This window comes from Leptotrichia trevisanii DSM 22070, from assembly GCF_000482505.1.
GTDB lineage: Bacteria > Fusobacteriota > Fusobacteriia > Fusobacteriales > Leptotrichiaceae > Leptotrichia > Leptotrichia trevisanii.
Map to the genome: position 1 here is coordinate 46383 of NZ_AXVL01000018.1, position 25904 is coordinate 72286.

Consider the following 25904-nt stretch of genomic DNA (forward strand, 5'->3'; position numbering starts at 1 on the left):
AGTTTTTATTTTTTATGATATTGACTCATAATTTTTTTGATGTAAAATAAAAATATTTTTTAAAACTGATGGAAAAAAATCTTTAAAAATGATACAATAACTCACAAAGGTAAAAATTTTTAAATGTTAAAATTTAGTATTTAATTTTAGAATGTTTTAATTAAAGAAAAAGAAGGTTTATTATGGAAAATTTTGAAAAAACGGAGAATAATGATAATTTGGATAAAAAAAATAAAGTAAAAAAGGTAAGAATTATAAAAAGTGGATATGGTAATGAAGAATTATTGAAAAATTTTTATGATTATTTACAGGAAAGGGAGATTCAGGAAGTTTTTGGTGTGGAGAAGGCAGATTTGATAATTTCACTTGGTGGAGATGGAACAATGCTAGTTGCGGCAAAAGAGGCAATTACGACAAATATCCCGGTTCTTGCGATAAATATGGGCTCTCTTGGTTATCTTGCGGAAGTGAAACCACAGGATGCGGTTAAAATGTTGCAGGATTATGAAAATGGAAATTATAAGCTGGAAGAAAGGGCTTTTCTTGAAGTAAAATACGAGGATAATACTTTTTATGCGTTAAATGAACTTGTAATAACAAAGGGCGGACATGAGGCACATCTGATACAGGTGGAGGTGTATTCAAATGATGTTTTTGTGAACAAATACAGGGCTGATGGAATAATTGTGGCAACTCCCACAGGCTCAACAGCCTATTCACTTTCAGCGGGAGGCTCAATTGTTCATCCTGGACTAAATGCTCTTTCAATAACGCCGCTGGCTCCACAAAGTTTGACAGCCCGTCCAATTATCGTAGACGGATGCGAAGTTCTTAGTTTTAAGGCAACTTCAAGAGATGATTCAGTTCATTTGAATATTGACGGGAATCAGTGGTTTCAGATACAGCCCAATGATTTAGTGTCTGCAAGATTATCAAAGAAAAAAATTAAAATAGTAAAACCGACAAATAGCGATTATTACAGTATTTTAAGACAAAAACTAAAATGGGGAGATTCTGTATTGTAATTATTTGTTAATTTTTTAAAATTTATAATATTATTTGTCTGAAATAATTAGGAAATAAAGTTAAAAAAAATAAAATAGTGAAAGGAAAGAAATGCTAAGGGAATTAAGATTAAATAATCTAGCAATAATAAAAAATCTGGATTTGGAATTTAATGAGAAATTTATTGCGTTGACTGGAGAAACAGGAGCCGGGAAATCAATTATTTTGGATGGAATTTCACTATTAATCGGTGAAAGAAGTCATGCTGATATGATTAGAAATGGGGAAGACAGCCTTTTTGCAGAAGGTGTCTTTGAGTTGAATGAGAATCAGAAGAGAAGGCTGAATGAGCTTGGATTTGAAATTGAAGATGACGAGCTTATTATAACTAGATATTTTGACAGGAATGCAAAGTCGAAAATAACAGTGAACGGGGCAAGGTTGACTTTATCAAGATTAAAGGAACTTATGGTAAATATTATTGATTTAGTCGGACAGCATGAACATCAGTTCTTATTAAATGATGAGTATCATCTGCATCTTCTGGACAGATTTCTGGATGACGAAGGAAGGGAACTTTCTAAAAAAATACGTGAAAATGTAAGTGAAATAAAAAAATTGAATGCAAAAATAAAAAATATCGAAGATGAAAAGGCAAAAATTGCTGAAAAGAAGGATATTTTGGAATTTCAGTTCAATGAAATTGAGAGTTTGGAATTAGAGGAAAATGAAGATGAGGAACTGGAAGAAGAGTATAAAATATTATTTAATGCCGGAAAAATAAATGAAAAGCTGGATGAAACTTCACAATTGTTAAAAGAAGGTGAATTTTCGATTTTAACGGCACTTGGTAGAGCGAGAAGAAATCTGGAGCAGCTTTCAGACTTGTCTGAGTCGTATAGCGAACTGTATGATAAAATTGAGTCAGTTTTGTATGAAGTGGAAGATATTTCATATTCTGTGGACAATCTGGCTGGAGATGTTGAGTTGGATGATGACAGGTTGGAAAAAGTTGTAGAAAGAATTAATGCGATAAATAAACTGAAATTGAAATATGGTTCGACAATTACGGAGATTCTTGAATATCGGGATAAAATTGAAAAGGATTTATCACTTGTAGAATTTGAAAATGAGGAGCTGGAAGACTTAAAAGCACAGAAAAAAGATCTGGTAAGCCAATATTTTGTCGATAGCGAAAGACTTAGTGAGATTCGTATGGAAATTTCAGAAAGCCTTCAGAATACAATTGACATTCAGTTAAGCGACTTAAATATGGAAAATGCAAAATTTAAAGTGGAAATTACAAAGACGGAGGAAATTACAGCTCATGGGATAAATAATGCGGAATTTCTAATCACGACAAATGTTGGGGAAACGTTTAAGCCGCTTGCCAAAATAGCATCTGGCGGAGAAATTTCGCGTATAATGCTGGCTCTTAAAACGGTATTTTCTACGGTTGACAATATTTCTGTCCTGATTTTTGATGAAATTGATACTGGAATTTCTGGGGAAACTGTCAGAAGAGTTGCTGAAAAATTACGGGAGCTTTCAAGAAATACGCAAATTATCTGTGTAACGCATTCGCCACAGATTGCTGGAAAGGCACAGCAGCAGTTTTTCATTAAAAAGGAAATTGAAAATAACTTTACAGAAACAAAAGTACGGGAATTAAATACAGAAGAAAGAGTAAGGGAAATTGCAAGAATCATTTCAGGAGATAACATTACGGAAGCGTCTGTTAATCACGCTAAGGAGATAATGGGGCTATGGGACAAAAAAGTATTGATATAGAAAATGTGGAAAATGGAAATTTAGATTTAATCAAAAGCATTTCCAATACTGAGGAAAAAAATAATGAAACTAATTCAGAAGAAAAAATAAAAGGGAAAAAGAAAAAAATATCACGTGAAAATAAAATGCAGATCAGGGAATTTCTTGATTTTCTGGAATTTGAAAAGGGAAGTTCCCAAAACACTGTTACTGGATATAATCGGGATTTGATACAGTTTTTTCTGTTTGTTCAAAAAAATTTTTTTGAAATTGAAGAAAGGGATATTTTTGAATATATAGAAAAATTGAATGAAAAATTGAGAAGAAATTCGGTTTTGAGAAAAGTTTCGGCACTAAAGACATTTTATAAATTCTGCTATTTGAATAAGGATGTGGAAAAAGATCCGACGGGAATGGTAAAAACTTTGAAACGTGAGCAGAGACTTCCTGAAATTTTAACATTAAAGGAAATGAAGCAAATCGTGGATAACTGTCCACATACACCTGAAGGAATGCAAAATAAGCTGATTATTAAAATTCTGATTGCAACTGGAGCAAGAATTTCAGAAACATTGAATCTGGAAGTAAAGGATGTGGAAAATCAGGACTATGAATTTATAAAGGTGCTTGGAAAAGGTTCAAAATACCGGATAATACCGATTTATGACAGTCTTGAAAATGAAATAAAAAATTATTTGACTATTTACAGGCCAAAATTGAAAAATGCGAGTGAAAGTTTTAAGATTTTTCCAAATACACGACGGGAAAAGTTCTGGAAGGATTTGAAGACGATTGCGAAAAATGCAAAAATTGAAAAAAATGTTTATCCGCATATTTTTAGACATTCACTTGCGACAATTTTACTTGGAAATGGTGCAGACGTGCGTATCGTTCAGGAAATATTAGGACATGCCAACATTACAACAACTGAAATCTATACACATGTGGAAAAGTCCAAACTGAAAATGATTTATGATAACATAAAGTTAGGAGATGACTAGACAAAATGAAGGAAAATCGTGAATTAAAACGACACAAGGATGAAAAATTACGAGTATTATTAATTACAATAGTAACATATTTTGTATTTCTAGTAATAAAAAAAATGGATATAATAACAGAATATTTAGGAATTATTATGTTAATTTTATTATATATGTATGCAAACTATAATTTGATAAATATGTTTTTTACAAGTAAAAGAACAACCTTTAAAATATATGCCTTTCTTTTAATGGAAGTAATTTATTTGTATACATTTAACATTTCTATTATAGGTGCTGTTTTATATGCAATCCTCTTTTCGCTTTTATTTTTTTCTGTAAGAAAAGATGAAGGAAGAGAAGAAATACCTAAAATAACTAAATTTATTCAGATATTTCTTATATTTAAGGTAGTTTTTGTATTGACTATGTTAATTTTTTAATTTTTCTTATACAAAAATTTCTTTGAAAAAACACTAAAAAAACCATTAGAAATAGCATTTTTAAACTATTTTATTAAAAATATGTAAAAGTTAGAAAAAATAGTTGAGAAATGTAAAAAAAAGTAGTATAATGACAAAATATAATGAATTTAAAAAAAAGATTTTGAATATTTAGAATTGGAGAAATAGAATGGAAATTAGCGTTAATAGAAATTATGGAACAGATGACGTTATGAAATGTATGGAAGATGCAACTGATAGAGCTGTAAATGCACAAGCTGAAAAAAGTTTATTCCTTGGAGAATATAAAGAACGAATTATAAAGGCTCTTACTTTTGATGAGATAAAGGAAAAAGGGATTTATTATGAAATAGAAGAGGCTTTGGAAAATAAAGATGTGGCAAAAATGGTAATTTCACGTCACGCAGACTTTGATGATATAAAAAAATATATTGAAATAGCTAAAAAGAAGAAGATACCATATAAAATGATAGATAATCTAGTCTGTTCAGGGCAAATAGCACTTGTAGTGGTGGCAAAGGACGCAATTACACATGAAGCTGGAGATGAAATTGTGGTAACATCAAAATTGGAGATGTGCCATCTGAAACATTTGCCGGATGTATATTATGAGGCGATGGAAAGTGCAATTTGTGATTTTCATATGGATATTATAAATAAAGAAATGCCAGAATATGCAAAAAATTATAAAGAATTAACTTTTATGGATAAACTATTTGGATCAAGATGTCCGATATGTCAGAAATTAGGAGGAAAAAAACGTGGTTGATGGATTTAGAATAAAAGGAAAGACACCTTTGAACGGTGTAATTAAAGTAAGTGGAGCAAAAAATGCAGCCCTTCCAATAATTATCGCAACACTTGTTGCCAAAGGAGAATATATTTTAAGAAATGTTCCAAATTTACGTGATATAAGAGTAACAATGAGATTACTTGAAGATTTGGGAATGCAAACTGAAAAACTAGATGATAACACTTACAGAATAATAAACAATGGATTTAAAAGAAACGAAGCAAGTTATGAAATTGTAAAGCAAATGAGAGCATCATTTTTAGTAATGGGGCCTATGATTGCGAATTTGGATGAAACTGTCGTTTCGTTGCCTGGAGGATGTGCGATTGGTTCACGTCCAGTTGATTTACATTTAAAAGGTTTTGAAATGTTAGGTGCTGAGATTACAAGGGTTCACGGATATATTCACGCAAAATCAGATAATTTAAAAGGTGCTGAAATTCCTTTAGGTTTCCCAAGTGTTGGAGCTACACAGAATATTATGATGGCAGCGGTAAAAACACCTGGAAAAACTGTTATTTCAAATGCGGCAAGAGAGCCTGAAATTGTTGATTTAGGAAACTTCTTGAATAAAATGGGAGCTAAAATTACAGGACTTGGTACACCAAATATTGAAATTGAAGGAGTTGAAGAACTTCACGCTGTGGAATATTCAATTATGCCAGATAGAATTGAGGCAGGAACTTATGTAATTGCTTCATTAGTAACAGAAGGGGATTTAAAAATACAGGACGCAAGACTTGAAGATTTGGGAGTTTTCAAATCAGAATTGGAAGCTATGGGAGTAAAATTTGAGCAAAATGGAGATATTTTGACTGTAATAGGAAAAGCAAAAGACTTGAAACCATCAAAAATAAAAACATTGCCACATCCTGGATTCCCAACAGATATGCAGCCTCAAATGATGCTGCTTCAAACCCTTGTAAATGGTGGAAGCTCAATGGAAGAAACTGTATTTGAAAATAGATTCATGCACGTGCCTGAATTTAACAGAATGGGAGCAGATATTACCATAAGACATGGAGTAGCCTTTATAAATGGAGGGCTTCCGTTAACAGGTGCAGAAGTGATGTCTTCAGACTTGAGAGCGGGAGCGGCACTGGTTTTAGCAGCACTTGCAGCAGATGGTGAAACAATTGTAAACAGAGTTTACCATATAGACAGAGGATATGATAAATTGGAACTAAAATTAAATACAGTTGGTGCTCAAATTGAAAGAGTTAAACTAGATATTTAATAGAATATAATATTTTAAAATCATTAAAAGTCCTTAAAGTTATGAGGACTTTTTTTGTTTCTATTTTTTAAATAGAGTTTAGTATCAACCCAGAATTTCTATTATTTAAAATAAAATACATCATTTAGACTTGAAAAGTGAAAAAAGTGTCGTATAATTAAAGTAGAAATGTTTATTAAAAAAATATAAATTTGAAAAGAGGTAGAAAAAATGGCACAAAGAATTATTTTAAATGAAATTTCATATCATGGTTTCGGAGCAATAAACCATATTGGAGATGAAGTGAAGAAAAATAAATTCAAAAAAGCGTTTATATGTACAGATAAGGGGCTTTTAAAATTTGGTGGAGTGTCAAAAATTACAGATTTGCTGGATAAGGAAAATTTAGAATATGAAGTTTTTTCTGATATTCAGCCGAATCCGACTATTGAAAATGTAAAAGATGGTGTTGAAAAATACAAATCTTCAGGTGCTGACTATATTATTGCGATTGGTGGAGGTTCACCAATGGATACTGCAAAGGCGATTGCCATTATTATAAATAATCCTGAATTTGCAGATGTACGAAGCCTTGAGGGTGTTGCTGATACTAAAAATAGATGCGTACCAATTATCGCTGTTGCGACAACAGCGGGAACTGCTGCAGAAGTTACAATTAACTATGTAATCACAGATGTTGAAAAAGACAGAAAATTTGTCTGTGTAGATCCCCACGATTTACCAATTATAGCAATTGTTGATCCAGCGATGATGATGAGCATGCCAAAAGAACTGACTGCTGCGACTGGACTGGATGCTTTAACTCATGCAATTGAAGGCTTTACGACAAAAGCGGCTTGGGAAATGACGGATATGTTCCATTTGAAAGCTATCGAACTAATTGCAAAATATTTGAGAAGTGCTGTGAATAATGAACCTGAAGGACGTGAAAAAATGGCACTGGCTTCATATATAGCTGGAATGGGATTTTCAAATGTGGGACTTGGAATTGTACATTCTATGGCTCATCCATTGGGAGCATTTTATGGAACTCCGCATGGAATTGCAAATGCGATAATTCTTCCAACTGTAATGGAATACAATGCTGAATTTACTGGAGAAAAATTTAGAGATATTGCAAAAGCATTTGGTGTAAAACATACAAGAAAAATGTCGCCAGAAGAATATAGAAAAGCTGCGATTGATAAAGTAAGGGAACTGGCAAACGATGTTGGAATCCCAGACAACTTAAAAGGAATTATGGATATAAAGGATTTGGACTTTATTGCTGAATCTGCATTAAATGACGTTTGTACAGGTGGAAATCCACGAGATACAAATTTAGAAGATATAAAAGAATTGTATAAGAAATTATTATAATTAAATTATCAACGTCGTGATTTTTTGGAAATAAAAATTACTGTTTGAGCGAAGCGAGTTTAATTTTTGTTTTCAAAAAATGCTTAGACAAGCCGGGTTTGCAAAGGGGATGGCGACTGTTCCCCTTTGCTTAAAAAAAAGAAAAAATATATAAATTATTGGAAAAATATTCATTAATAATAATTCATTTTATAAAACTAAAAAATAATTGTTTATCTAAATATTAAAGAAAATAAAAAAATATATTTTGATGTTTTTTATTTATACAAATTCTCAACATATTCACTTCTTCTTCCATTTTCATCATAAACAAAAATTGGCATTTCAATAGAAAATCCTTTCTTTGCGTCTTTTATTGCTTCTAAAAGGCAAATTTTTGAATTTTCATTCCATTTTGTATAGCAGTTTTTCATTCGTTTTGGTTCTAAATTGTATTTTTGTAAAAGTGATAGAACTTCTGCTAGGCGTTTACTTCGGAATACGATTGAGAAACTACCCATATTTTTTAATAAGTAAGAAGAAATTTTTATTATTTCTTCAAGTGTCAAATTGATATTATGCCTTGCATTTGCTAGCTGCTCTAAATCGTTTGTCTGGGAAATGTCGCCAGTAAATTCAAAATACGGAGGGTTTGTAATGATTGTATCAAATTCATCACGAGAAAAAATATTTTTGTAATTTTTAACATCCTCATTTATTATCTGAATCTGATTTTCAAAGTTGTTATTTTCAATATTTCTTTTTGCAATTTCTGCCATTGTTTCTTGTAATTCTATACCTGTGATTTGTGCTTTTGAGCGTTGTGCCAGAAGTAATGCGATAATTCCGCTGCCAGTGCCAATATCAAGAATTTTTTTAGTTTTCCGGTTAATTTTTACAAAATCAGAAAGTAAAACAGAATCAAGCGTGAAGTTTTGAAAGTCGTTTCGCTGAATGATTTTCATATTTTTTATTGGAGTGATTGTTTCTTCTCCAGTTTTTTTCATAAAATGTAGCTCCTTTTTTTATACTAAATTTTTTTAAATGTTGCATTTTTAATATTCCAATTTATGATAAAAATAAATGCGGAAATTAATTCCGCAATTAAAATTTATAAATATTTTTTATAGTTCTCCAGCGTAGTTGTGATGAACTTTTTGGACATCATCGTCATTTTCCAGAGTGTCAATTAATTTTCTTAATTTTTGCAAGTCTTCTTCACCAAGAGTGTCAACTTCGATAGATGGCAAATATTGAATATCTGCTTCAAGCAAAGTGTATCCTGCGTTTCTTAAAGCATCTGCTACTGCGTCAAAGTTCGCTGTTTCAGTTGTGATATAATAACTATCTTCTAGAGTTTCCATATCTTCCATTCCAGCTTCAAGTGCCACTTCCATTAGTGCTTCTTCATCAATATCATCAGTTTTTTCAATAATGATTTCGCCTTTTCTTCCGAACATATATGAAACTGATCCAGAAACTCCAAGGTTTCCGCCATTTCTATCAAAAGCCATTTTTACAGATGAAGCAGTTCTGTTTTTGTTATCTGTAAGAGCTTCTACAATGATTGCAACTCCCGCAGGGCCATAACCTTCATAATTTAATGTTTCAAAGGCTGTTGAACCGTCAGTTCCAGCTCCTTTCTTGATTGCTCTGTTAATGTTGTCATTAGGCATATTAATTGCCTTTGCTTTTTCGATTGCATGTTTTAGGGCAACGTTAAATTCAGGATTTTCTCCGCCTCTTGCTGCCACTGTTATAAGTCTGACAAGTTTTGTGAATGATGCGGCTCTTTTTTTATCCTGTGCTTCCTTACGCCCAGCTATTGTACCATGTCTTCCCATTTTTTCCTCCTAAATTAATTATATGAAAAATTATATCATAAAAAAAAAGTCTAATCAATGGGGAAATTAAAGGAAATTTTGAGAAATATATTTAAAAAGCAATTTCTTGGCTTGAATTAAAGTTCGTTTGTATATTGCTAATTTTTATTTATAAATTTTAATTGACTTTTTTAGAAAAAGTGCTATGATAAAGATAGAGATAAAAAGTTTGTAAATCAAATTATTTTAATTTAGGAGGGATTTACGATGAAAGAAAGATTGGAAAAAATGAGAAATGGAAAAGGATTTATTGCAGCATTGGATCAAAGTGGAGGAAGCACTCCGAAAGCATTGAAATTGTATGGAATTGACGAAAGTGAGTATTCAAATGATGCAGAGATGTTTGACTTGATTCATAAAATGAGAACTAGAATTATAAAAAGTCCAGCATTTAACGATACAAAAATTTTGGGTGCTATTTTATTTGAGCAAACTATGGATAGAAAAATTGATGGAAAATATACAGCAGATTTCTTGTGGGAAGAAAAGAAAGTTTTGCCATTCTTGAAAGTTGACAAAGGACTTGAAGAATTAGAAGATGGGGTTCAAACAATGAAACCGATGCCAGAATTGGATGACCTTTTGAAAAGAGCAAATGAAAGACATATTTTTGGAACAAAAATGCGTTCTGTTATAAAAAAGGCATCTCCAGCTGGAATTGCAAAAGTTGTAGATCAGCAGTTTGAAATTGCAAACAAAATTATTGCAGCAGGGCTTATTCCAATAATTGAACCAGAAGTGGATATTCACAATGTTGATAAAGCAGAATGTGAAACAATATTAAAAAATGAAATTAAAAAGCATCTTGATAAATTGCCTGAAACTTCAAATGTTATGTTAAAAGTAACATTGCCAACAGTTGAAAACTTTTATGAAGATTTGACAAAACATCCAAGAGTTGTAAGAGTAGTAGCATTATCAGGAGGTTACCCAAGAGAAAAAGCAAATGAAATTCTTTCAAAAAATAAAGGAATAATCGCAAGTTTCTCAAGAGCATTAACTGAAGGATTGTCAGCACAGCAAAGTGATGAAGAATTTAACAAAACTTTAGAAGCAACAATCGAAGGAATTTACGAGGCTTCAGTAAAATAATTTTGTATAAAAAATAAATTGAATATAAGAACTGGCTTGTTTTAAGGAAGATGAGTCAGTTTTTATTTTTGGAAATTGTATTGCTAAAATATTGTAAAAATTATATAATAAAGTTGATTTATTTAAATTAAATTTATTCTTTGTAATCAGCAATTAAGTTGATTTCTAAATTTTTTTATATTTTTTTGTTAATAACAGTTTTTACTATTTTTACTTATGTTTTTTCTCTTTATATTTTCGCAGGATTGCTCATTGCCGCAAATCCTTATCTTGCAGTAAAGGTTTATCCTGATAATTAAAATTGCGGCAAGATTGCTACGCAATACCTATGGCTAGACTACGACTTTTATTTGCCCAACTCCGAAACTCCTCCTTTTAGTCGTCAAACAGTCGTAGTTGAACAAATAAAAGCTCTGTCGGTTTATTAAAATTAAAAAAGTTTATTTTGTTATAATCTAAACCTTTTTAATAAAATTACCTGTTATGATTAAACTAAAAAGTGTCGTGATTTTTTGGAAATAAAATCGACTGTTTGAGCGAAGTTTTACGTAGCGAGTTTCGATTTTGTTTTCAAAAAATGCTTAGACAAGCCGGGATTGTAAAGGGGATGGCGATTGATCCCCTTTACGTAAAATATAAATTAATAGAAAATTTTTATTAACTAAAATAATTAAAAAAAAATCAAGAAAATAACTTAGTGAAAAGATTTGAGAATAGAAGTTGATTTAAAGCTATTTGATAAAAAATAGAAAAAGAAATAGGGGGTATAGATAGAAAAATGAGTACGAAGTATTTGAAGGTTAAGCCATCAGAAGATTTTTTTAGAAAATATGGAATTAAGAATTTTGAGATTGAGTATGTTAATCTGTTTTCTAGGAAAAGGGAGATGGAGATATTTATAAAAGTGAATAGTCTGGTTGCACATAGTGAGATACAGGACTTGAGGCAACTGCTTTATAAGAGTTTTGAGAATGGGTTGAAATTGAAGATTAAGATGGATGTTAATCCTGAGTTGATACAGAAGGATGTTGTTGGGTTTGTAAAATTTGCGATTGAGAATTATAAGCATGAGAGCAAGAGATATCAGTATATTTTTGCAAGTTATGAAGTGGAAAGTTTGGAAAGTACGGTGTTTATAAAATTACCATCGCACCATTTGATAGAAGAGGCAAGAAGAACTGAGGCAAAGGAAGAACTTACAAGAAAAATTTATGAATGTATGGACAATTCGATAAAAATTGAGTTTGTAAATGGAGATTTTGAGGAAGTGAAGGCTAAGATTAAGGCTCAAAATGAATTAAATTCGGTAAAGGCAAGTGAACTTCCAAAGTATGAAAATGCTAGTGTAAGTAATGGTAATGGCAGCAAATATGGAGGAAATGGAAATTTTAATAATGGAAATAATGGAAACGGTTATTCAAATGGCGGGAATGCTAATGGAGGCAACAATAAAGGTAATTACAAATGGAAAAAAATTCCTGATTTAGATGCTATGTCGTTTTCTACACTTGATATTTTGAACAATGGCGATGATGTGGCACTAGAAGGAAAAATTTTTAATGTGGATATGAAGGAAACTAAAAATGGGAAGTTAATGTGTGATTTTATGATTACAGATTATACAGATTCTGTTAGCTGTAGAATATTTTTTAACACGGATGAGGATATTAAGGTAAAACTTGGGGAATGGGTAAAGGTTACTGGAAGTTTTGAGGCGGATATGTATAGTGGGGAAAAATATGTCAGAACTCAAAGAGTGGAAGTTATTGAATCTAAAGATGTGAAAAAAGAGGACAACGCTCCGAAAAAAAGAATAGAACTTCATGCACATACGAATATGAGTGAAATGAGCGGAGTTATGTCAATCAAGGATTATGCGAAAAGGGCTAAAGAATTTGGACATAGTGGGATTGCTGTGACAGATTATGGAGTAGTGCATTCATTTCCGTTTGCGTTTAAGGAGGCAAATGAGGATTTTAAAGTTATTTTTGGGATGGAGGCGTATGTAGTTGATGACGAACAGGACTTGATTACCAATCCTAAGGATAAGATGATTGAAGATGAAATTTATGTTGTATTCGATATTGAAACGACAGGATTTGATCCGTTTAATGACAAGATAATTGAAATTGGGGCTGTGAAAATGCGTGGAAGGGAAATTATTGGAGAATTTTCTGAATTTGTAAATCCTGAAATTCCAATTCCTCCAAAAATAACAGAACTTACAACGATTACTGATGAAATGGTTGCAAATGCTGAAAAAATAGAAACTGTACTTCCAAGATTTCTAGAATTTTGTACCGATACAACGGTAGTTGCCCACAATGCGAAATTTGACGTGGGATTTATCAAGCAAAAAACTATTGAGCAAGGGCTTGAGTATTCTCCGAGCGTAATTGATACGTTGCCTTTGGCTAGAACATTGCTTCCTGATTCGAGAGGATATGGACTTGCTAATTTGGTAAAATATTTTGGGATTACGCTTGAAACTCACCATAGGGCTGTTGATGATGCGAAGGCTACTGCGGAAGTTTTTCAGAAATTTTTAAATATGATTTTAAGTAAAGGGATTTTGAAATTGATTGAGATTAATACGGATTTACAGCCAAATATTCAAAATTCTGAAACATTGAACACTATGATTCTGGTAAAAAATCAGGCGGGACTTCGGGACTTGTACGAGCTTGTATCACGTTCCAACATAGAATTTTTTGGAATGAGAAGACCTAGAATACCGAAAACTCTGTTAAACAGCATGAGGGAAAATCTGTTAATTGCAAGTTCTGCTTCGGCTTCTGAAAGAAATAAGGGAGAACTTGTAAATCTTTATTTACGTGGGGCGGAAAAAGATGATATTGAGGAAAAAGCGAGATTTTATGATTATATTGAGATTCATCCACATACAAACTATGCTGACATGGTGGAAAGAACGAGCAAGGAAATTGAAAGTTACGATATAATAAAGGAAATGAACAAGTATTTTTACGAACTTGGAAAAAGTCAGAATAAAATTGTAGTTGCCACAGGGGATGCACATTATCTTGAAGAGCGTGAAGCAATTAACAGGAATGTTCTTCTTTTGGGAAGCGGAACGATGTGGAAAACTGAAACTTCGGAGGGAGTTAGAGGATATGAGTTTTTTGACAGAAAATTGTATTTTAAAACTACCGAAGAAATGTTGGAGGCATTTAATTATCTGGGAGAAGAAGCGGCTCAGGAAGTTGTTGTGGAAAATACGCATAAAATTAGTGATATGATAGAACAGGTGCATCCAATCCCAACTGGATTCTATCCGCCGAAAATTGACGGAGCAGAAGATGAAGTAAGGGAAATGACTTATAAGAAACTTGAGGAACTTTATGGGGAAAACATTGATGAGAGCCTGAAGGAAAGAGTGGAAAAGGAGCTTAATTCGATTATTCAAAATGGATTTGCAGTGCTTTATCTGATTGCACAGAAACTTGTGCATAAATCGGTGGATGCAGGTTATCTTGTAGGTTCACGTGGTTCGGTTGGATCTTCAATAGTTGCCTATCTTATGGGAATTACCGAAGTGAACGGACTTTATCCACACTACAGATGTCCTAAATGTAAGCATACGGAATTTATGAACGAGGAAGGAAGTGGAGTTGACTATCCTGACAAAACTTGTCCAGAATGTGGTACAAAATATATAAAAGATGGACACGCCATCCCATTTGAAGTATTTATGGGATTTAATGGAGATAAGGTGCCAGATATTGACTTGAACTTTTCTGGGGAATATCAAGGAGAAATTCATAAATATACAGAAGAGCTGTTTGGAAGCGACAACGTCTTTCGTGCTGGAACGATTTCTACGCTTGCTGAAAAGAATGCTTTTGGATATGTGAAAAAGTATCTTGAAGAAGTGGAAGGAACGCCTGAAATAAAAGAAAGAAAAGCGGAAGTTATGAGAATTGCAAAAGGCTGTGAAGGTGCGAGAAAAACTACTGGACAGCATCCTGGCGGAATGATAGTCGTTCCAAAGGATAAGTCAATTTATGATTTTTGCCCAATCCAGCGTCCAGCAAACGATATGAAATCAGCTTCCAAGACAACCCATTTTGATTATCACGTAATGGACGAACAGCTTGTAAAACTAGATATACTGGGACACGATGATCCGACAACGCTTAGAATTTTACAGGATTTGACAGGTGTTGATATTTATACGATTCCGCTTGATGATAAGGAAGTAATGAGTTTATTCAGCGGTACAGAGGCACTTGGTGTAACTCCAGATGAAATCGGCTCTCCGACAGGTACATCAGGAATACCCGAATTTGGTACATCTTTCGTAAAACAGATGCTAGTTGACACACGTCCAAAAACTTTTGCGGAATTAGTCAGAATTTCTGGACTTTCACACGGAACAGATGTTTGGCTGAATAATGCACAGGACTACGTAAGAAGTGGAATTGCAACCTTGAGTCAGATTATCACAGTGCGGGATGACATTATGAATAAGCTGATTGACGATGGACTGGATAAATCATTAGCCTTTTCCATAATGGAATTTGTAAGAAAAGGACAGCCTACTAAAAATCGTGAAAAGTGGCATGAATATTCTAAAACGATGAAGGAACACGGTGTAGAGCAGTGGTACATTGATTCATGCGAAAAAATAAAATATATGTTCCCAAAAGGGCATGCGGTGGCTTATGTAATGATGGCAGTAAGAATCGCTTATTTTAAAGTGCATTATCCAATAGAATTTTACACAGCTTTCCTAAATAGAAAAGTTGGAGATTTTAAAATGACAACAATGTTCAGACCAGTAGAAGAATTGAAACGTGCAAAAATAGAAATGGACAGAAAAGGAAACTTAAATGCTAAAGAAAAGCAGGAATTATTTCTATACGAAATTTTGATTGAAATGCACTACCGTAAAATCGAACTGGAACAAATTGACATCTATAAATCAGAAGCAAAACTTTTCACAATACAGGACGGCAAAATCAGAATGCCATTAATCGCAATGGATGGACTAGGGGAAGCTGTTGCTGAAAATATTGTTTCTGAACGAAAAGTTGACTTTTTATCAATCGAAGATTTAGTAAAACGTACAAAATTGAATAAAACGATTGTGGAACTGATGAAAGAATATGGATGTTTGAAGGATCTGTCAGCAACAAATCAGCAGACATTATTTTAGAAAATAATACAAAATCAATTGCGTTTTCAATATTGACAACATTTTAATCTATATTTTTTAAGTATAAAATATATTATACTAAACACCATTTAAAAATAGTAATAAATTTTTATAATAGGATTGTTCATTGTCGCAAATCCTTATCTTGCAGTAAAGGTTTGTCCTAATAATTAAAATTATGGCAAGATTGCTACGCAATAACCTATGGCTAGTCTACGACATTTTTCTGCACTGCCAAAAACTTGCTATGCTCAGACAGTTTTGACAGCAAAGAAAAATGCTCCGACGATTTATTTATACTAGAATCTGTTTGAAAAATGAAAATTATATTTTAATTATTTGAAAATATTAGATTATAGAGATTATTATATTTAAATTCTAGGTTTTTGTATTTGGAAAATATTAAATAAGCAAAATTTAGTTAAAGGAAAAATAACTAAATACGAATGTATTTCTTTTGCCATAAATTTTGTAAAATTAAAACTGAATTTATGTAAAAATAACTCTTATTGCGAAAAAGGGCATGGCATCTGATGCCCTTACGTTAAAAAACCATTTATTAATCGTATATTTATAAATAAAATTATAAAAATTTTTAAGATGGATACTTAAAAATTAGATTTACAAGACTACCAAATTAATTGTTATAGAAGTTTATCTATATTTTACCTGCCATCTTTAATATAATTTAATTCTCCGTTACCTTGCATTCTTCCAAAAATGAAGATTAAGTTTCATATTATCCTTGTAAAAACAGTTTTTTTTAAAAATACAAAAGACAAATTACTGTTAAAAATATTGACAATTATAAAAAGATATAATATGATGTATTTATGAGAAGCTGATGTTAATTAGAATTGTAGGTTAATTTAGGAAAATAACCTCACTTGTAGAAATTAGTAACTAATATGAATTTCTAAAGAAAAAGTTATAAAAAATGAACAAATTATAAATGAATATCGGAAAAGTCTTTTAATTAACATGACTTTTTCGATTTTTATATAAATAATAAAAAATACAGGAGGATGTTAGGATGACAGATATTGAAATCGCTCAAAATGCGAAATTGAAAAAAATCAGTGAGATTGCAGAAAGTATTGGGCTTATGGAGGATGATTTTGAGCCTTATGGGAAATATAAGGCTAAAGTTAGTTTGGAAGTGCTAAAAAGAAATGCAGGGAAAAAAGATGGGAAATTGATTTTGATGACGGCTGTTACTCCTACGCCTCCGGGGGAAGGGAAGTCTACTGTTACTGTTGGATTGACTCAGGCGTTGAACAAGTTTGGATATAAGTCGATTGCGGCACTTAGAGAGCCGTCTTTAGGGCCTGTGTTTGGGATGAAAGGTGGAGCTGCTGGCGGTGGAATGTCGCAAGTGGTTCCTATGGAGGAGATAAATTTACATTTTACGGGGGATATTCACGCAATTTCGGCTGCGCATAACTTGATTTCTGCGTGCATTGACAATCATATACATTTTGGAAATGAACTTGATATTGATGTGAATAATATTACTTTTAAACGTGTGCTTGATATGAACGACAGAAATTTGAGAAGCATTGTCGTTGGGCTTGGACCAAAAGTGAATGGCGTGCCTCGTGAAAATTCGTTTCAGATAACGGTTGCTTCGGAAATTATGGCGATTTTCTGTCTTGCTGACTCTATTACTGACTTGAAGGAAAGAATTGGCGAAATAGTTTTCGCATACAACAGAAAAGGGGAAATGCTTAAAGTTAAGCAGCTTAATATTCAAGGGGCAGTAGCAGCATTGTTAAAAGATGCGATAAAGCCTAATTTGGTACAGACTTTAGAAAACACTCCTGTATTTATTCACGGTGGGCCTTTTGCGAATATTGCACATGGATGTAATTCGCTGCTGGCTACAAAAATGGCATTGAAATTGTCTGATTATGTAGTTACGGAAGCTGGATTTGCAGCTGATTTAGGGGCTGAGAAATTTTTGGATATAAAGGCTAGGCTTGGAAACTTGGAGCCAAACGTTATTGTAATTGTTGCGACAGTTCGTGCGTTAAAGCATCACGGCGGAGACAAGGACTTGAAGTCGGAAAATATTGAAACATTGACAAAAGGGCTTATAAACCTTGAAAAACATATTGAAAGCATGCAAAAGTACAATTTACCAGTTGTTGTGGCAATCAACAAATTTATAACTGATACTGACGCTGAAATTCAAGTGATAAAAGACTTCTGTGCAAAAATGGACGTGGAAGTTGCCAACTGCGAAATTTGGGAAAAAGGTGGAGAAGGTGGAAAAGAACTTGTGGAAAAAGTTATGAACGCCATTGAAAAGAATGAAAAATCAGATAAAAAATACACTCCGCTCTATGATTTGAACTTGTCAATTCAGGAAAAAATTGAAAAAATTGCAAAAGAAATTTACGGAGCAGATGGAGTGAACTTTGCACCAAAAGCACTTAACAATATCAAAAAATACGTGGAAAACGGCTACGACAAATTGCCAATATGTATCTCAAAAACACAAAAATCATTGTCAGACAACTCAAATCTGCTAGGACGACCAACAGGCTTCACAATTACAATCAACGAAGTAAGACTATCAGCTGGAGCAGGATTCTTGGTAGCAATGGCTGGAGAAATTATTGATATGCCGGGATTACCGAGAAAGCCCGCAGCGGAGTTGATTGATATTGATGAGAATGGGGTAATTTCAGGATTATTTTAATTTAATATACAGATATAATAGAATGGAAAAACATAAAAATGGAAAATACAAAAGTAAAAATGCGAAGACGGGACAGAGAAATTACAGACAACGAAAAAATAAAGGAAATCGTAAAAGCCTGTGACTGTTGCCGTCTTGGCTTAAACGATAACGGAAAGGTATATATTGTTCCATTAAATTTTGGCTTCACCGAAGAAAATGGAAACTATACATTTTACTTTCACGGTGCGAGAACAGGACGAAAACTCGATATAATAAGAAAAAACAGTCATGCAGGCTTTGAACTTGACACAAATCACGAAATTTACACAAAAGGCGATAAAGCCTGCAATTATACCGCCAGATTTCAAAGTGTAATCGGAAATGGGAAAGTTGAGATTATTGAAGATTCGCAGGAAAAAATGAAGGCGTTGCTGGAACTCATGAAGAAAAATACAGGAAAATCTAACTGGGAATTTGATGAAAGAATGTTGAAGGCGGTTTGTGTGTTTAAACTTGTGGTTGAGGAGATGAGTTGTAAGGAGCATGAGTAGAGGAAAAAATTTTAAAAAGAGATGTAAGGAGGGAAGATGTTAAAAACATTCACAGTTCAAAATTTTAAGAATTTTGAAAATATTACATTGGATTTTGGAAATATTGGAAATTATAATTTTAAAGAAAACATAATAGAAAATAATATAATTTCTAAAATGTTGATATTGGGAAAAAATGGAAGTGGTAAATCAAATGTCGGGCTTGCAATTTTTGATATTATTAACCATTTAACAGATAAAGAGAAAAGACTTAATGAATACAAAAATTATTTAAATTATAATTTAAGCAATAAAGATAATGCTTTTTTTCGCTACATTTTTCAATTTGATAGTGAGAAGGTAAAGTATGAATATAAAAAAATTGATAGTGAAACAATAGTAGAAGAAAAACTTTATATAAACGATAAATTGTGCATTGAGTATAACAAAAATAAAAAAATAGTAAAAATTGAGATAGAAGAATATGTTAAAAATTTTGAAAATTTTAATAGGGATTTATCTGTTAATGAATTTGAAAAAATATCATTAGTAAAGTATATTAAAGGAAATATCTTGCTTATAAAAGAAAAGGCATTATATAAATTTTTTGATTTCATTGACAATATGTTATGGATTCGTTCCTTGCAGGAAGGAAATACTTATATGGGTTATAGTAATGGAAGTGAGAAAATATTAAAAGGGATAATAGATTTAAATAAAGTTAAAGAATTTGAGAAATTTTTAGAAGAAGCTGGAATAAAGCAAAAATTAGTACAAAATGAGGATAGAATACTGATAGAGTTTAAGTCAGGAAAACAAGTGGATTTTTATAAAATTGCTTCAAGTGGAACTAAAATTTTGGCATTGTTATTTTTTTGGATGGAAATTTCCATAAAAAACGTAAGTTTTTTATTTATAGATGAGTTTGATGCCTATTTTCATTATTCATTATCAAAATTCATACTTGAAAGATTATTTTCAAATGACAATATAGAACAAGTAGCATTATCTTCACATTCGACAAGTTTGATAGATAATGAAATTTTACGTCCAGACTGTTATTTTGTTTTAAATGATAAAGGTAAAATTAAACAATTTTCAGAAATTACTGATAAAAAAATAGAGGAATACCACAATATAGAAAAAATGTATCGTACAGAGGTATTTGAATATGAGTAAAATTTTGATGCTTACGGAAGGGAAAGATCCTGATAAAAAACTTATAGAGCATATAATAAATGAATTTCAAATAAAAGGGGAAGTTATTTGGGCAAAAATTGGAACAATTTATGCTTTTTATAAAGATATTAAAGAAAAGTATGATGAAAATATGGATGTTATCAGATATATAAAATACAAATATTCAGATAAAATCAGTAAAGAATTTAAAGCAAGTGAAATATCTTATGTATATTTATTTTTTGATTATGATTTACATTCAAAATTAAATGAAGAATATAAAAATATTGAAAAAATATATGAAAGAATAAATGAAATATCGGAAATAAACAGTTTTTTTGAAAATGAAACCGAGAATGGTAAATTATATTTAAGTTTTCCAATGATAGAAGCGTATCATAAGCCTATTGGTTGCAATTATATTTATGAAAAAAATAACTTTGAAGAAAAGTTGGAGGATTTTAAGGTTTTTAAAAAGAAAATAAAAAATGAAACTGGAAACATGGGAATGACGGCTCTTAAATCACAATATAAGGAAATTATAAAATTTTATATTAATAATTCAGAAAACATATTAGAAATGAAATTTAAAGATGTAGAAAAAAATAAAATATTGAAATTTCAAAATGAATTACTAAAAAGTAAAAATAAAGTAAAATTTTATCCATCAATACCAATATTTCTAAATGAATATTATAAAATTGAAAAGTTACAGGAAAAACTGAAAATTTAGTATAAATTTGTTGAAAAAGGAAGAAGTGAAAAAATGTCAAAAAAATATGATTTTGAAACAATTCTAAGCAGAAAAGGGCAAGGTTCGTATAAATGGGAACAGATGTATGAAGTACTTTCAGAGCTGGAAGACGACATTGTTCCGTTTTCTGTGGCGGATATGGAGTTAAAGATTGCTCCTGAGATAACGGAAGGAATAAAAAAATATATTGATAAAGCGGTTTTGGGGTATTCGGGGACTTATTCGAAATATTATGAGGCTGTTATAGGCTGGATGGAGAGAAGACACGGTTTTAAAGTGGAAAAAGACTGGATTTTATGTACTCCTGGCGTGGTTTCGGCTATATATGTTGCGATTAAGGCTTTTGCGAAAGAGAATGAAGGTGTGATTACGTTTACACCTGTTTATTATCCGTTTTATAGTGCGATTACTTCAAATAAGAGAAAATTTGTGGATTGTGGTTTAGTTGAGAGTAAAAATGAGAATGGGGAAATCAAGTATTCTGTTGATTTTGAAAAATTTGAAGAGTTTGCAAAAGATAAAAATAATAAAATATTGCTTTTGTGCAGTCCTCATAATCCGCTTGGGATTGTGTGGAGCAGGGAAGATTTGGAAAAGATTGGGAAAATTGCGGTTGAGAATGATTTGACTGTGATTTCTGATGAGATTCATTTTGATATTGTGATGGCTGGGCATAAACATACGGTTTTTCAGACTTTATCAGAAAAATTTGCTGAGATTACAATAACATGTACTGCCCCTACAAAGAGTTTCAATCTAGCTGGAGCAGGAATCTCAAATATAATTATCAAAAATGAGAAATTGCGTAAAAAATTTAAAACTGAGATGGAAAAAATGTCGATGCATGTTTTTACAACATTATCATATAAGGCATGTGAACTGGCTTATACAGAAGCAGAAGAATGGCTGGATGAATTTTTGCTATTAGTTGATAAAAATCAGAAATTGGTGAATAAATTTTTTGAAGAAAAGTTCATCAATTTAAAAGCCCCGTTAATTGAGGGAACTTATTTACAATGGCTGGATTTTCAGGCATTAGGACTTAAAAATACAGAACTTGCAGAGTTTATGAATAAAAAAGCAAAAATATTCTTTAGCGAGGGATATACGTTTGGGAAAGCTGGAGATGGATTTGAGAGGGTAAATCTGGCTGTGCCTATGAAATATTTGGAGAAAATGCTGGAAAGACTTTATGAAGTATTGAAGGTGGAATTTCCACAATTTTGTAAATAGAATTTGATTTTATGTTTTACTTTTTTAGGGGTATTGTGGTATAATATACAGGAAAAATAAAATTTTCTACTTGAATAAAAAATTTTGCAAAAAAGGATGGAGAGATATTAAAATGAAAAAAGTGAGCAACTTTTTGATTGATGAGTGGAAATGTTGTAGAAAGAATAGATGTAGGAGGGGAATTTGTGACAAAAAAATTGGATAGTATTATTGAAGCTGGAAAAGAAAAAATAAAAAAATGGAAGAAAATGGAAATCGGAGTATTGGCATTGATTAATACAGTTGTAGGATTTAATGCAAGTGCAGAGCCACTGAATTTGCCGAAGGAATATTCTGAAAATATTACAGTAAAAGGGCAGGAAAAGGATGTATTTGATTATGACTTTAATAGTGACGGAATCAATGAGAAAGTTGTCGTAACTTATAATGTGGTGGATAACTTGATTGGGGCGGTTGTTTCAATTTACACAAATCAAGGTGGGAAAGAAATATTAACTTATCAAATAGCTTTTGATAAAAAATTTAATGTTATGGAACTTCAGGCAATGCAGAAAATGTTTGATAAGGTTAAGGAATATTACCCTGAGTATTCTAAAAATATTCAACCTGATGAAACTAGATATATTAAAATTTATGGAGATAACAGGAATAATGATATAGTTTTTGATAAGGTAAAATTTAATAATCATGCACCGGAAAATACAAATAATTTTTTATTTATAAAAAAAGGATCAAGTTTACTGGAAGCACCAAATGGAAATGCTGTGGCACATCTGAGCTTTAGTGAAAAACCTGAAATATTATTTGATATGGTATCAGATGCTGCAAATAATCAGACAAAATGGTATTTTACAGAATTTACAAAAAGAATCAGCACTAATGTAAGCAAAAAAACTAATAAAGATAAAAACGGCAAGGTTGTTGCAGAGAATCCAACGACTGTCAGAGGATTTATAGCTGGAAGCGAAGACAATGTTTCACAAAGAGGGTTCCATTGGGATAAAATGATTAGAAAAATTGAAATTGTAAATAAATTTATTGATACAGCAATTAAAGCTAATGAGGAATTGTATATTGTTACAGAGTATAGGCCTTTATCACGTGATAAACCTAGTGAAAAGGATAGATTTGGAAATAAAAATAATCAAAGTATCGTAGGTTATACAAGTTCTAAAAAGGAAGGGGAAAAAATCAATATCCCTGATCAGACAATTTTTAAAATAATTGGTGAAGAAAATAATATGCTAAAAATTGAAACACCATTTTATGGAGGGCCTTATTTTATTGAAAAACAAGAAGGTGCCTATAAGAAGGTGGAAAATATAAAAGGTGAAGTAAATAAATTTATTGCAATTGATCCAAACAGTCAAACGGAAGTGCTTTTCCAAAGAATTCCTGAAACTGAAAAATATGAAGTTGTAACATATTCGTATGTAACAACAGGAAAAGACGGATGGGGTTCATATGAAACGCCACATGGAGCATTCCTAATAGCTTTCACAAGGCCATATATGACATTTACAAGACACGCAAGAGAAGGGGATAAAACTCTTCCTGGAAGATCTGACTTGACTATCGGTGGAAGTGCCAGATATGCTGTAAGATTTAGTGGTGGAGGTTATATGCACGGAATTCCTGTAGGACTTAATTTTAGAGGCTCTACATTAAACACAGGAACAGCCCATAAAATAGGAACATACAAAGATTCTCACAAATGTGTAAGACACTTTGATGATCAGATTGAATTTATTGTCAAATGGATAAATGCAGACAGTAAAATCAGGGATAGAGATAACACAATACCCGAAGAGCCTGTAATAGCGGTGGTTTTGTAAGATAACCTTAAAATAAACAATAAGGAGAGAAACTTATGGTAAAAAAAAGAAATTTACAAAAAATAAAATTTTTAGTTATGGCATTAGTAATATTTTCTGCAATGTCGATAAATACTTTTTCAGCACCAAAGGAAGTAAAAAAATTAGAATGGAAACAAATTTCATTGGAGCCTGATTTAGATGGAGATGGGATTAAAGATAAAATAGATGTGGATTATGCAGTAGAAGGAAATAATGTACATTTGAAATTTACTCCTTATGTATTTAATGAAAAAGCTAAATTTGCAAAAGGTAAAAGTGTAGAAAAAATAATAACTAAAACTGAATTTGAAGCAAAATTTGATACTTTTATAAAAGGATTTATAGCGGAATATCCCAAAAAAGGTGGAATTCCATCTGCACAAAAACAAAAAACGCAGACTCCAAAACCAGAAAAGAAACAGGAAGTAACACAACCAATAAAAGAAATTAAAACTAATGAAACAGACAAAAAGCCTGTTTCACAAAAAAAAAATACAAATGATTCTAAAGGAAATCCGAAAAACAGCCAAACCATAGAAAACAAACCTACAGAAATTTCAAAACAGTCTAATATGGAAAAGGCTCAAAGTTCTATAATTGAAAAAGAAAAAAAAGAAAACGAATTAAGGGAAAAAGAACCAAAAGAAACAGTGGAAGTTCCTAAAAATAAAAATTTACCAAGAGGGCAATATTCATATGTTAAGGAATTTAATGCTCAAAGGCCAAAAAACTTGACATTTAGTTTTCAGTATGATAAGCATTCTCCAAAGGAAATGGATGAATTTGTTTTTGTGAAAACGCCAACAAGCATAAGGAAAGAACCAAATTCTAATGCCAAAGCCATAAAGTCAGCAGCTTATTCTCATAAATACAGAACAACTGGTATTGTTAAAACTAATACTGGAAAATCGGACGAGTGGTATGAAGTATTTTTTGACAATCAGCTTGGATATATTCCAAAATCTGCTGTTGAAAAAAGAGAATTTGACTGGAATGACATGATGAGAAAAGTCGATAAAACAAATAAATTTATAAAAGAGGCAGTCAGTGCAAATAAAAAAATATACGTTTTAGATGATTATGTTCCACTTGGTGGTGGCGAATCTGGAAAACGGGATAAATTTGGAAACCGTGCTAATCAAAGTGAATTTGGATATACAGATAAAAGTTTTAAAGACTATATAAATATTCCAGATAGAACTATTATGGTTGTGGAAGAAGAAAATGATAAATATGTAAAAGTTAAAATAGACGCTTATGACAACGGAACTTATTACTTAAAACCTTCTACAAGAAGATTTTTAAAAGATGCAGGAATTACAAGTGAAATAACAAGATTTATCTATGTTGACAGAGCCAGTCAAAATGAAATGATTATCGAAAAAAATGGAAATAGTTGGAATGTTGTAACTTCTTCATTTGTAACAACTGGAAAAGATGCTGGAAATTCATTTGCTACACCATACGGAACATTTTTAATCCCCTACTCAAAACCAGTAATGTCATATACAGGTTCTGGAGGAGGTGTTGTTGGTGATGCGAGATATGCAGTAAGATTTAGTGGTGGAGGATACATGCATGGTATCCCATCAGTTTTTGAGCCCAAAAATACAAGGGAGCAAAGAAAAGCTGCAACAGCTAAAAAAATTGGAACTTATCCAGAATCCCATAAATGTATAAGACATTATGATGATCAGATTAAGTTTATTTATGACTGGCTGGGAAACTCGACACCAGGACATTCGGAAGGGCTTAGAGTGCCTAATGTTCCTACTGTTATGTTAGTTAAATAAATTATTTTTAATAAAAAATATTTTTAGATATAATTCAGATGTTTGGGATATTCCATTGAAAGTGAATATCCCTTTTATTTTAGAGAATTATACAACTTTTTTATTTTGCTAAAAGGGGTAAAAAAGGGGCAG

Annotated in this window: 18 protein-coding genes; 16 read left to right on the forward strand and 2 right to left on the reverse strand. The window is 31.7% G+C overall.

What is annotated here, in order from left to right:
- The first annotated feature begins 182 nt into the window (after positions 1–182).
- The 7 genes from K324_RS0105300 to fucO all read left to right on the forward strand — a co-directional run bounded on the left by K324_RS0105300 (position 183) and on the right by fucO (position 7611).
- Positions 183–1025 carry an NAD(+)/NADH kinase gene (locus K324_RS0105300; RefSeq protein ID WP_026748235.1) on the forward strand — a complete coding sequence of 281 codons (843 nt, stop codon included), beginning with the start codon at positions 183–185 and terminating at the stop codon, positions 1023–1025.
- A 91-nt stretch (positions 1026–1116) separates the two neighbouring features.
- Positions 1117–2796 (forward strand): DNA repair protein RecN, encoded by a 1680-nt coding sequence (gene recN, locus K324_RS0105305; protein WP_026748236.1) that lies wholly within the window; start codon positions 1117–1119, stop codon positions 2794–2796.
- Positions 2772–3776, forward strand: coding sequence for a tyrosine-type recombinase/integrase (locus K324_RS0105310; protein ID WP_026748237.1), 1005 nt, complete (start codon positions 2772–2774; stop codon positions 3774–3776). The genes recN and K324_RS0105310 overlap by 25 nt, the downstream gene beginning before the upstream one ends.
- A gap of 5 nt (positions 3777–3781) precedes the next feature.
- The gene (locus tag K324_RS0105315) at positions 3782–4201 is read left to right on the forward strand and encodes a hypothetical protein (protein WP_026748238.1); all 420 of its coding nucleotides are present in this window, start codon (positions 3782–3784) and stop codon (positions 4199–4201) included.
- A gap of 190 nt (positions 4202–4391) precedes the next feature.
- A complete protein-coding gene (locus tag K324_RS0105320; RefSeq protein ID WP_026748239.1) occupies positions 4392–4991 on the forward strand; it encodes a DUF1694 domain-containing protein in 600 nt (199 codons plus the stop codon).
- Positions 4984–6252, forward strand: coding sequence for a UDP-N-acetylglucosamine 1-carboxyvinyltransferase (gene murA, locus K324_RS0105325; protein WP_026748240.1), 1269 nt, complete (start codon positions 4984–4986; stop codon positions 6250–6252). The genes K324_RS0105320 and murA overlap by 8 nt, the downstream gene beginning before the upstream one ends.
- A gap of 210 nt (positions 6253–6462) precedes the next feature.
- Positions 6463–7611 (forward strand): lactaldehyde reductase, encoded by a 1149-nt coding sequence (gene fucO, locus K324_RS0105330; protein ID WP_026748241.1) that lies wholly within the window; start codon positions 6463–6465, stop codon positions 7609–7611.
- A 257-nt stretch (positions 7612–7868) separates the two neighbouring features.
- On the opposite strand, the gene K324_RS0105335 is transcribed toward fucO, so the two are convergent.
- Positions 7869–8597: a tRNA1(Val) (adenine(37)-N6)-methyltransferase gene (locus K324_RS0105335; protein WP_026748242.1), complete on the reverse strand. Its 729-nt coding sequence runs from the start codon at positions 8595–8597 to the stop codon at positions 7869–7871.
- Between the two features lie 117 nt (positions 8598–8714).
- On the reverse strand, positions 8715–9434 hold the full coding sequence (locus K324_RS0105340; protein WP_026748243.1) for a YebC/PmpR family DNA-binding transcriptional regulator: 720 nt from the start codon (positions 9432–9434) through the stop codon (positions 8715–8717).
- A 246-nt stretch (positions 9435–9680) separates the two neighbouring features.
- Between K324_RS0105340 and K324_RS0105345 the strand changes: the two genes are divergently transcribed.
- The 9 genes from K324_RS0105345 to K324_RS0105385 all read left to right on the forward strand — a co-directional run bounded on the left by K324_RS0105345 (position 9681) and on the right by K324_RS0105385 (position 25772).
- A complete protein-coding gene (locus K324_RS0105345) occupies positions 9681–10565 on the forward strand; it encodes a fructose bisphosphate aldolase (protein ID WP_026748244.1) in 885 nt (294 codons plus the stop codon).
- A 778-nt stretch (positions 10566–11343) separates the two neighbouring features.
- Positions 11344–15741 carry a PolC-type DNA polymerase III gene (locus tag K324_RS0105350; RefSeq protein ID WP_026748245.1) on the forward strand — a complete coding sequence of 1466 codons (4398 nt, stop codon included), beginning with the start codon at positions 11344–11346 and terminating at the stop codon, positions 15739–15741.
- Positions 15742–16774: 1033 nt separating this feature from the next.
- Complete coding sequence (locus tag K324_RS0105355) at positions 16775–18445, forward strand: formate--tetrahydrofolate ligase (protein WP_026748246.1); 1671 nt, start codon at positions 16775–16777, stop codon at positions 18443–18445.
- Between the two features lie 38 nt (positions 18446–18483).
- A complete protein-coding gene (locus tag K324_RS0105360; RefSeq protein WP_084533559.1) occupies positions 18484–18978 on the forward strand; it encodes a pyridoxamine 5'-phosphate oxidase family protein in 495 nt (164 codons plus the stop codon).
- A gap of 36 nt (positions 18979–19014) precedes the next feature.
- The gene (locus K324_RS0105365) at positions 19015–20136 is read left to right on the forward strand and encodes an ATP-binding protein (protein WP_026748248.1); all 1122 of its coding nucleotides are present in this window, start codon (positions 19015–19017) and stop codon (positions 20134–20136) included.
- The gene (locus K324_RS0105370; RefSeq protein WP_026748249.1) at positions 20129–20869 is read left to right on the forward strand and encodes a hypothetical protein; all 741 of its coding nucleotides are present in this window, start codon (positions 20129–20131) and stop codon (positions 20867–20869) included. The genes K324_RS0105365 and K324_RS0105370 overlap by 8 nt, the downstream gene beginning before the upstream one ends.
- A gap of 33 nt (positions 20870–20902) precedes the next feature.
- A complete protein-coding gene (locus tag K324_RS0105375) occupies positions 20903–22123 on the forward strand; it encodes a MalY/PatB family protein (protein WP_026748250.1) in 1221 nt (406 codons plus the stop codon).
- A gap of 185 nt (positions 22124–22308) precedes the next feature.
- Positions 22309–23958, forward strand: coding sequence for a L,D-transpeptidase (locus K324_RS0105380; protein WP_036095215.1), 1650 nt, complete (start codon positions 22309–22311; stop codon positions 23956–23958).
- A 35-nt stretch (positions 23959–23993) separates the two neighbouring features.
- The gene (locus K324_RS0105385) at positions 23994–25772 is read left to right on the forward strand and encodes a L,D-transpeptidase (protein ID WP_026748252.1); all 1779 of its coding nucleotides are present in this window, start codon (positions 23994–23996) and stop codon (positions 25770–25772) included.
- Positions 25773–25904 lie beyond the last annotated feature (132 nt).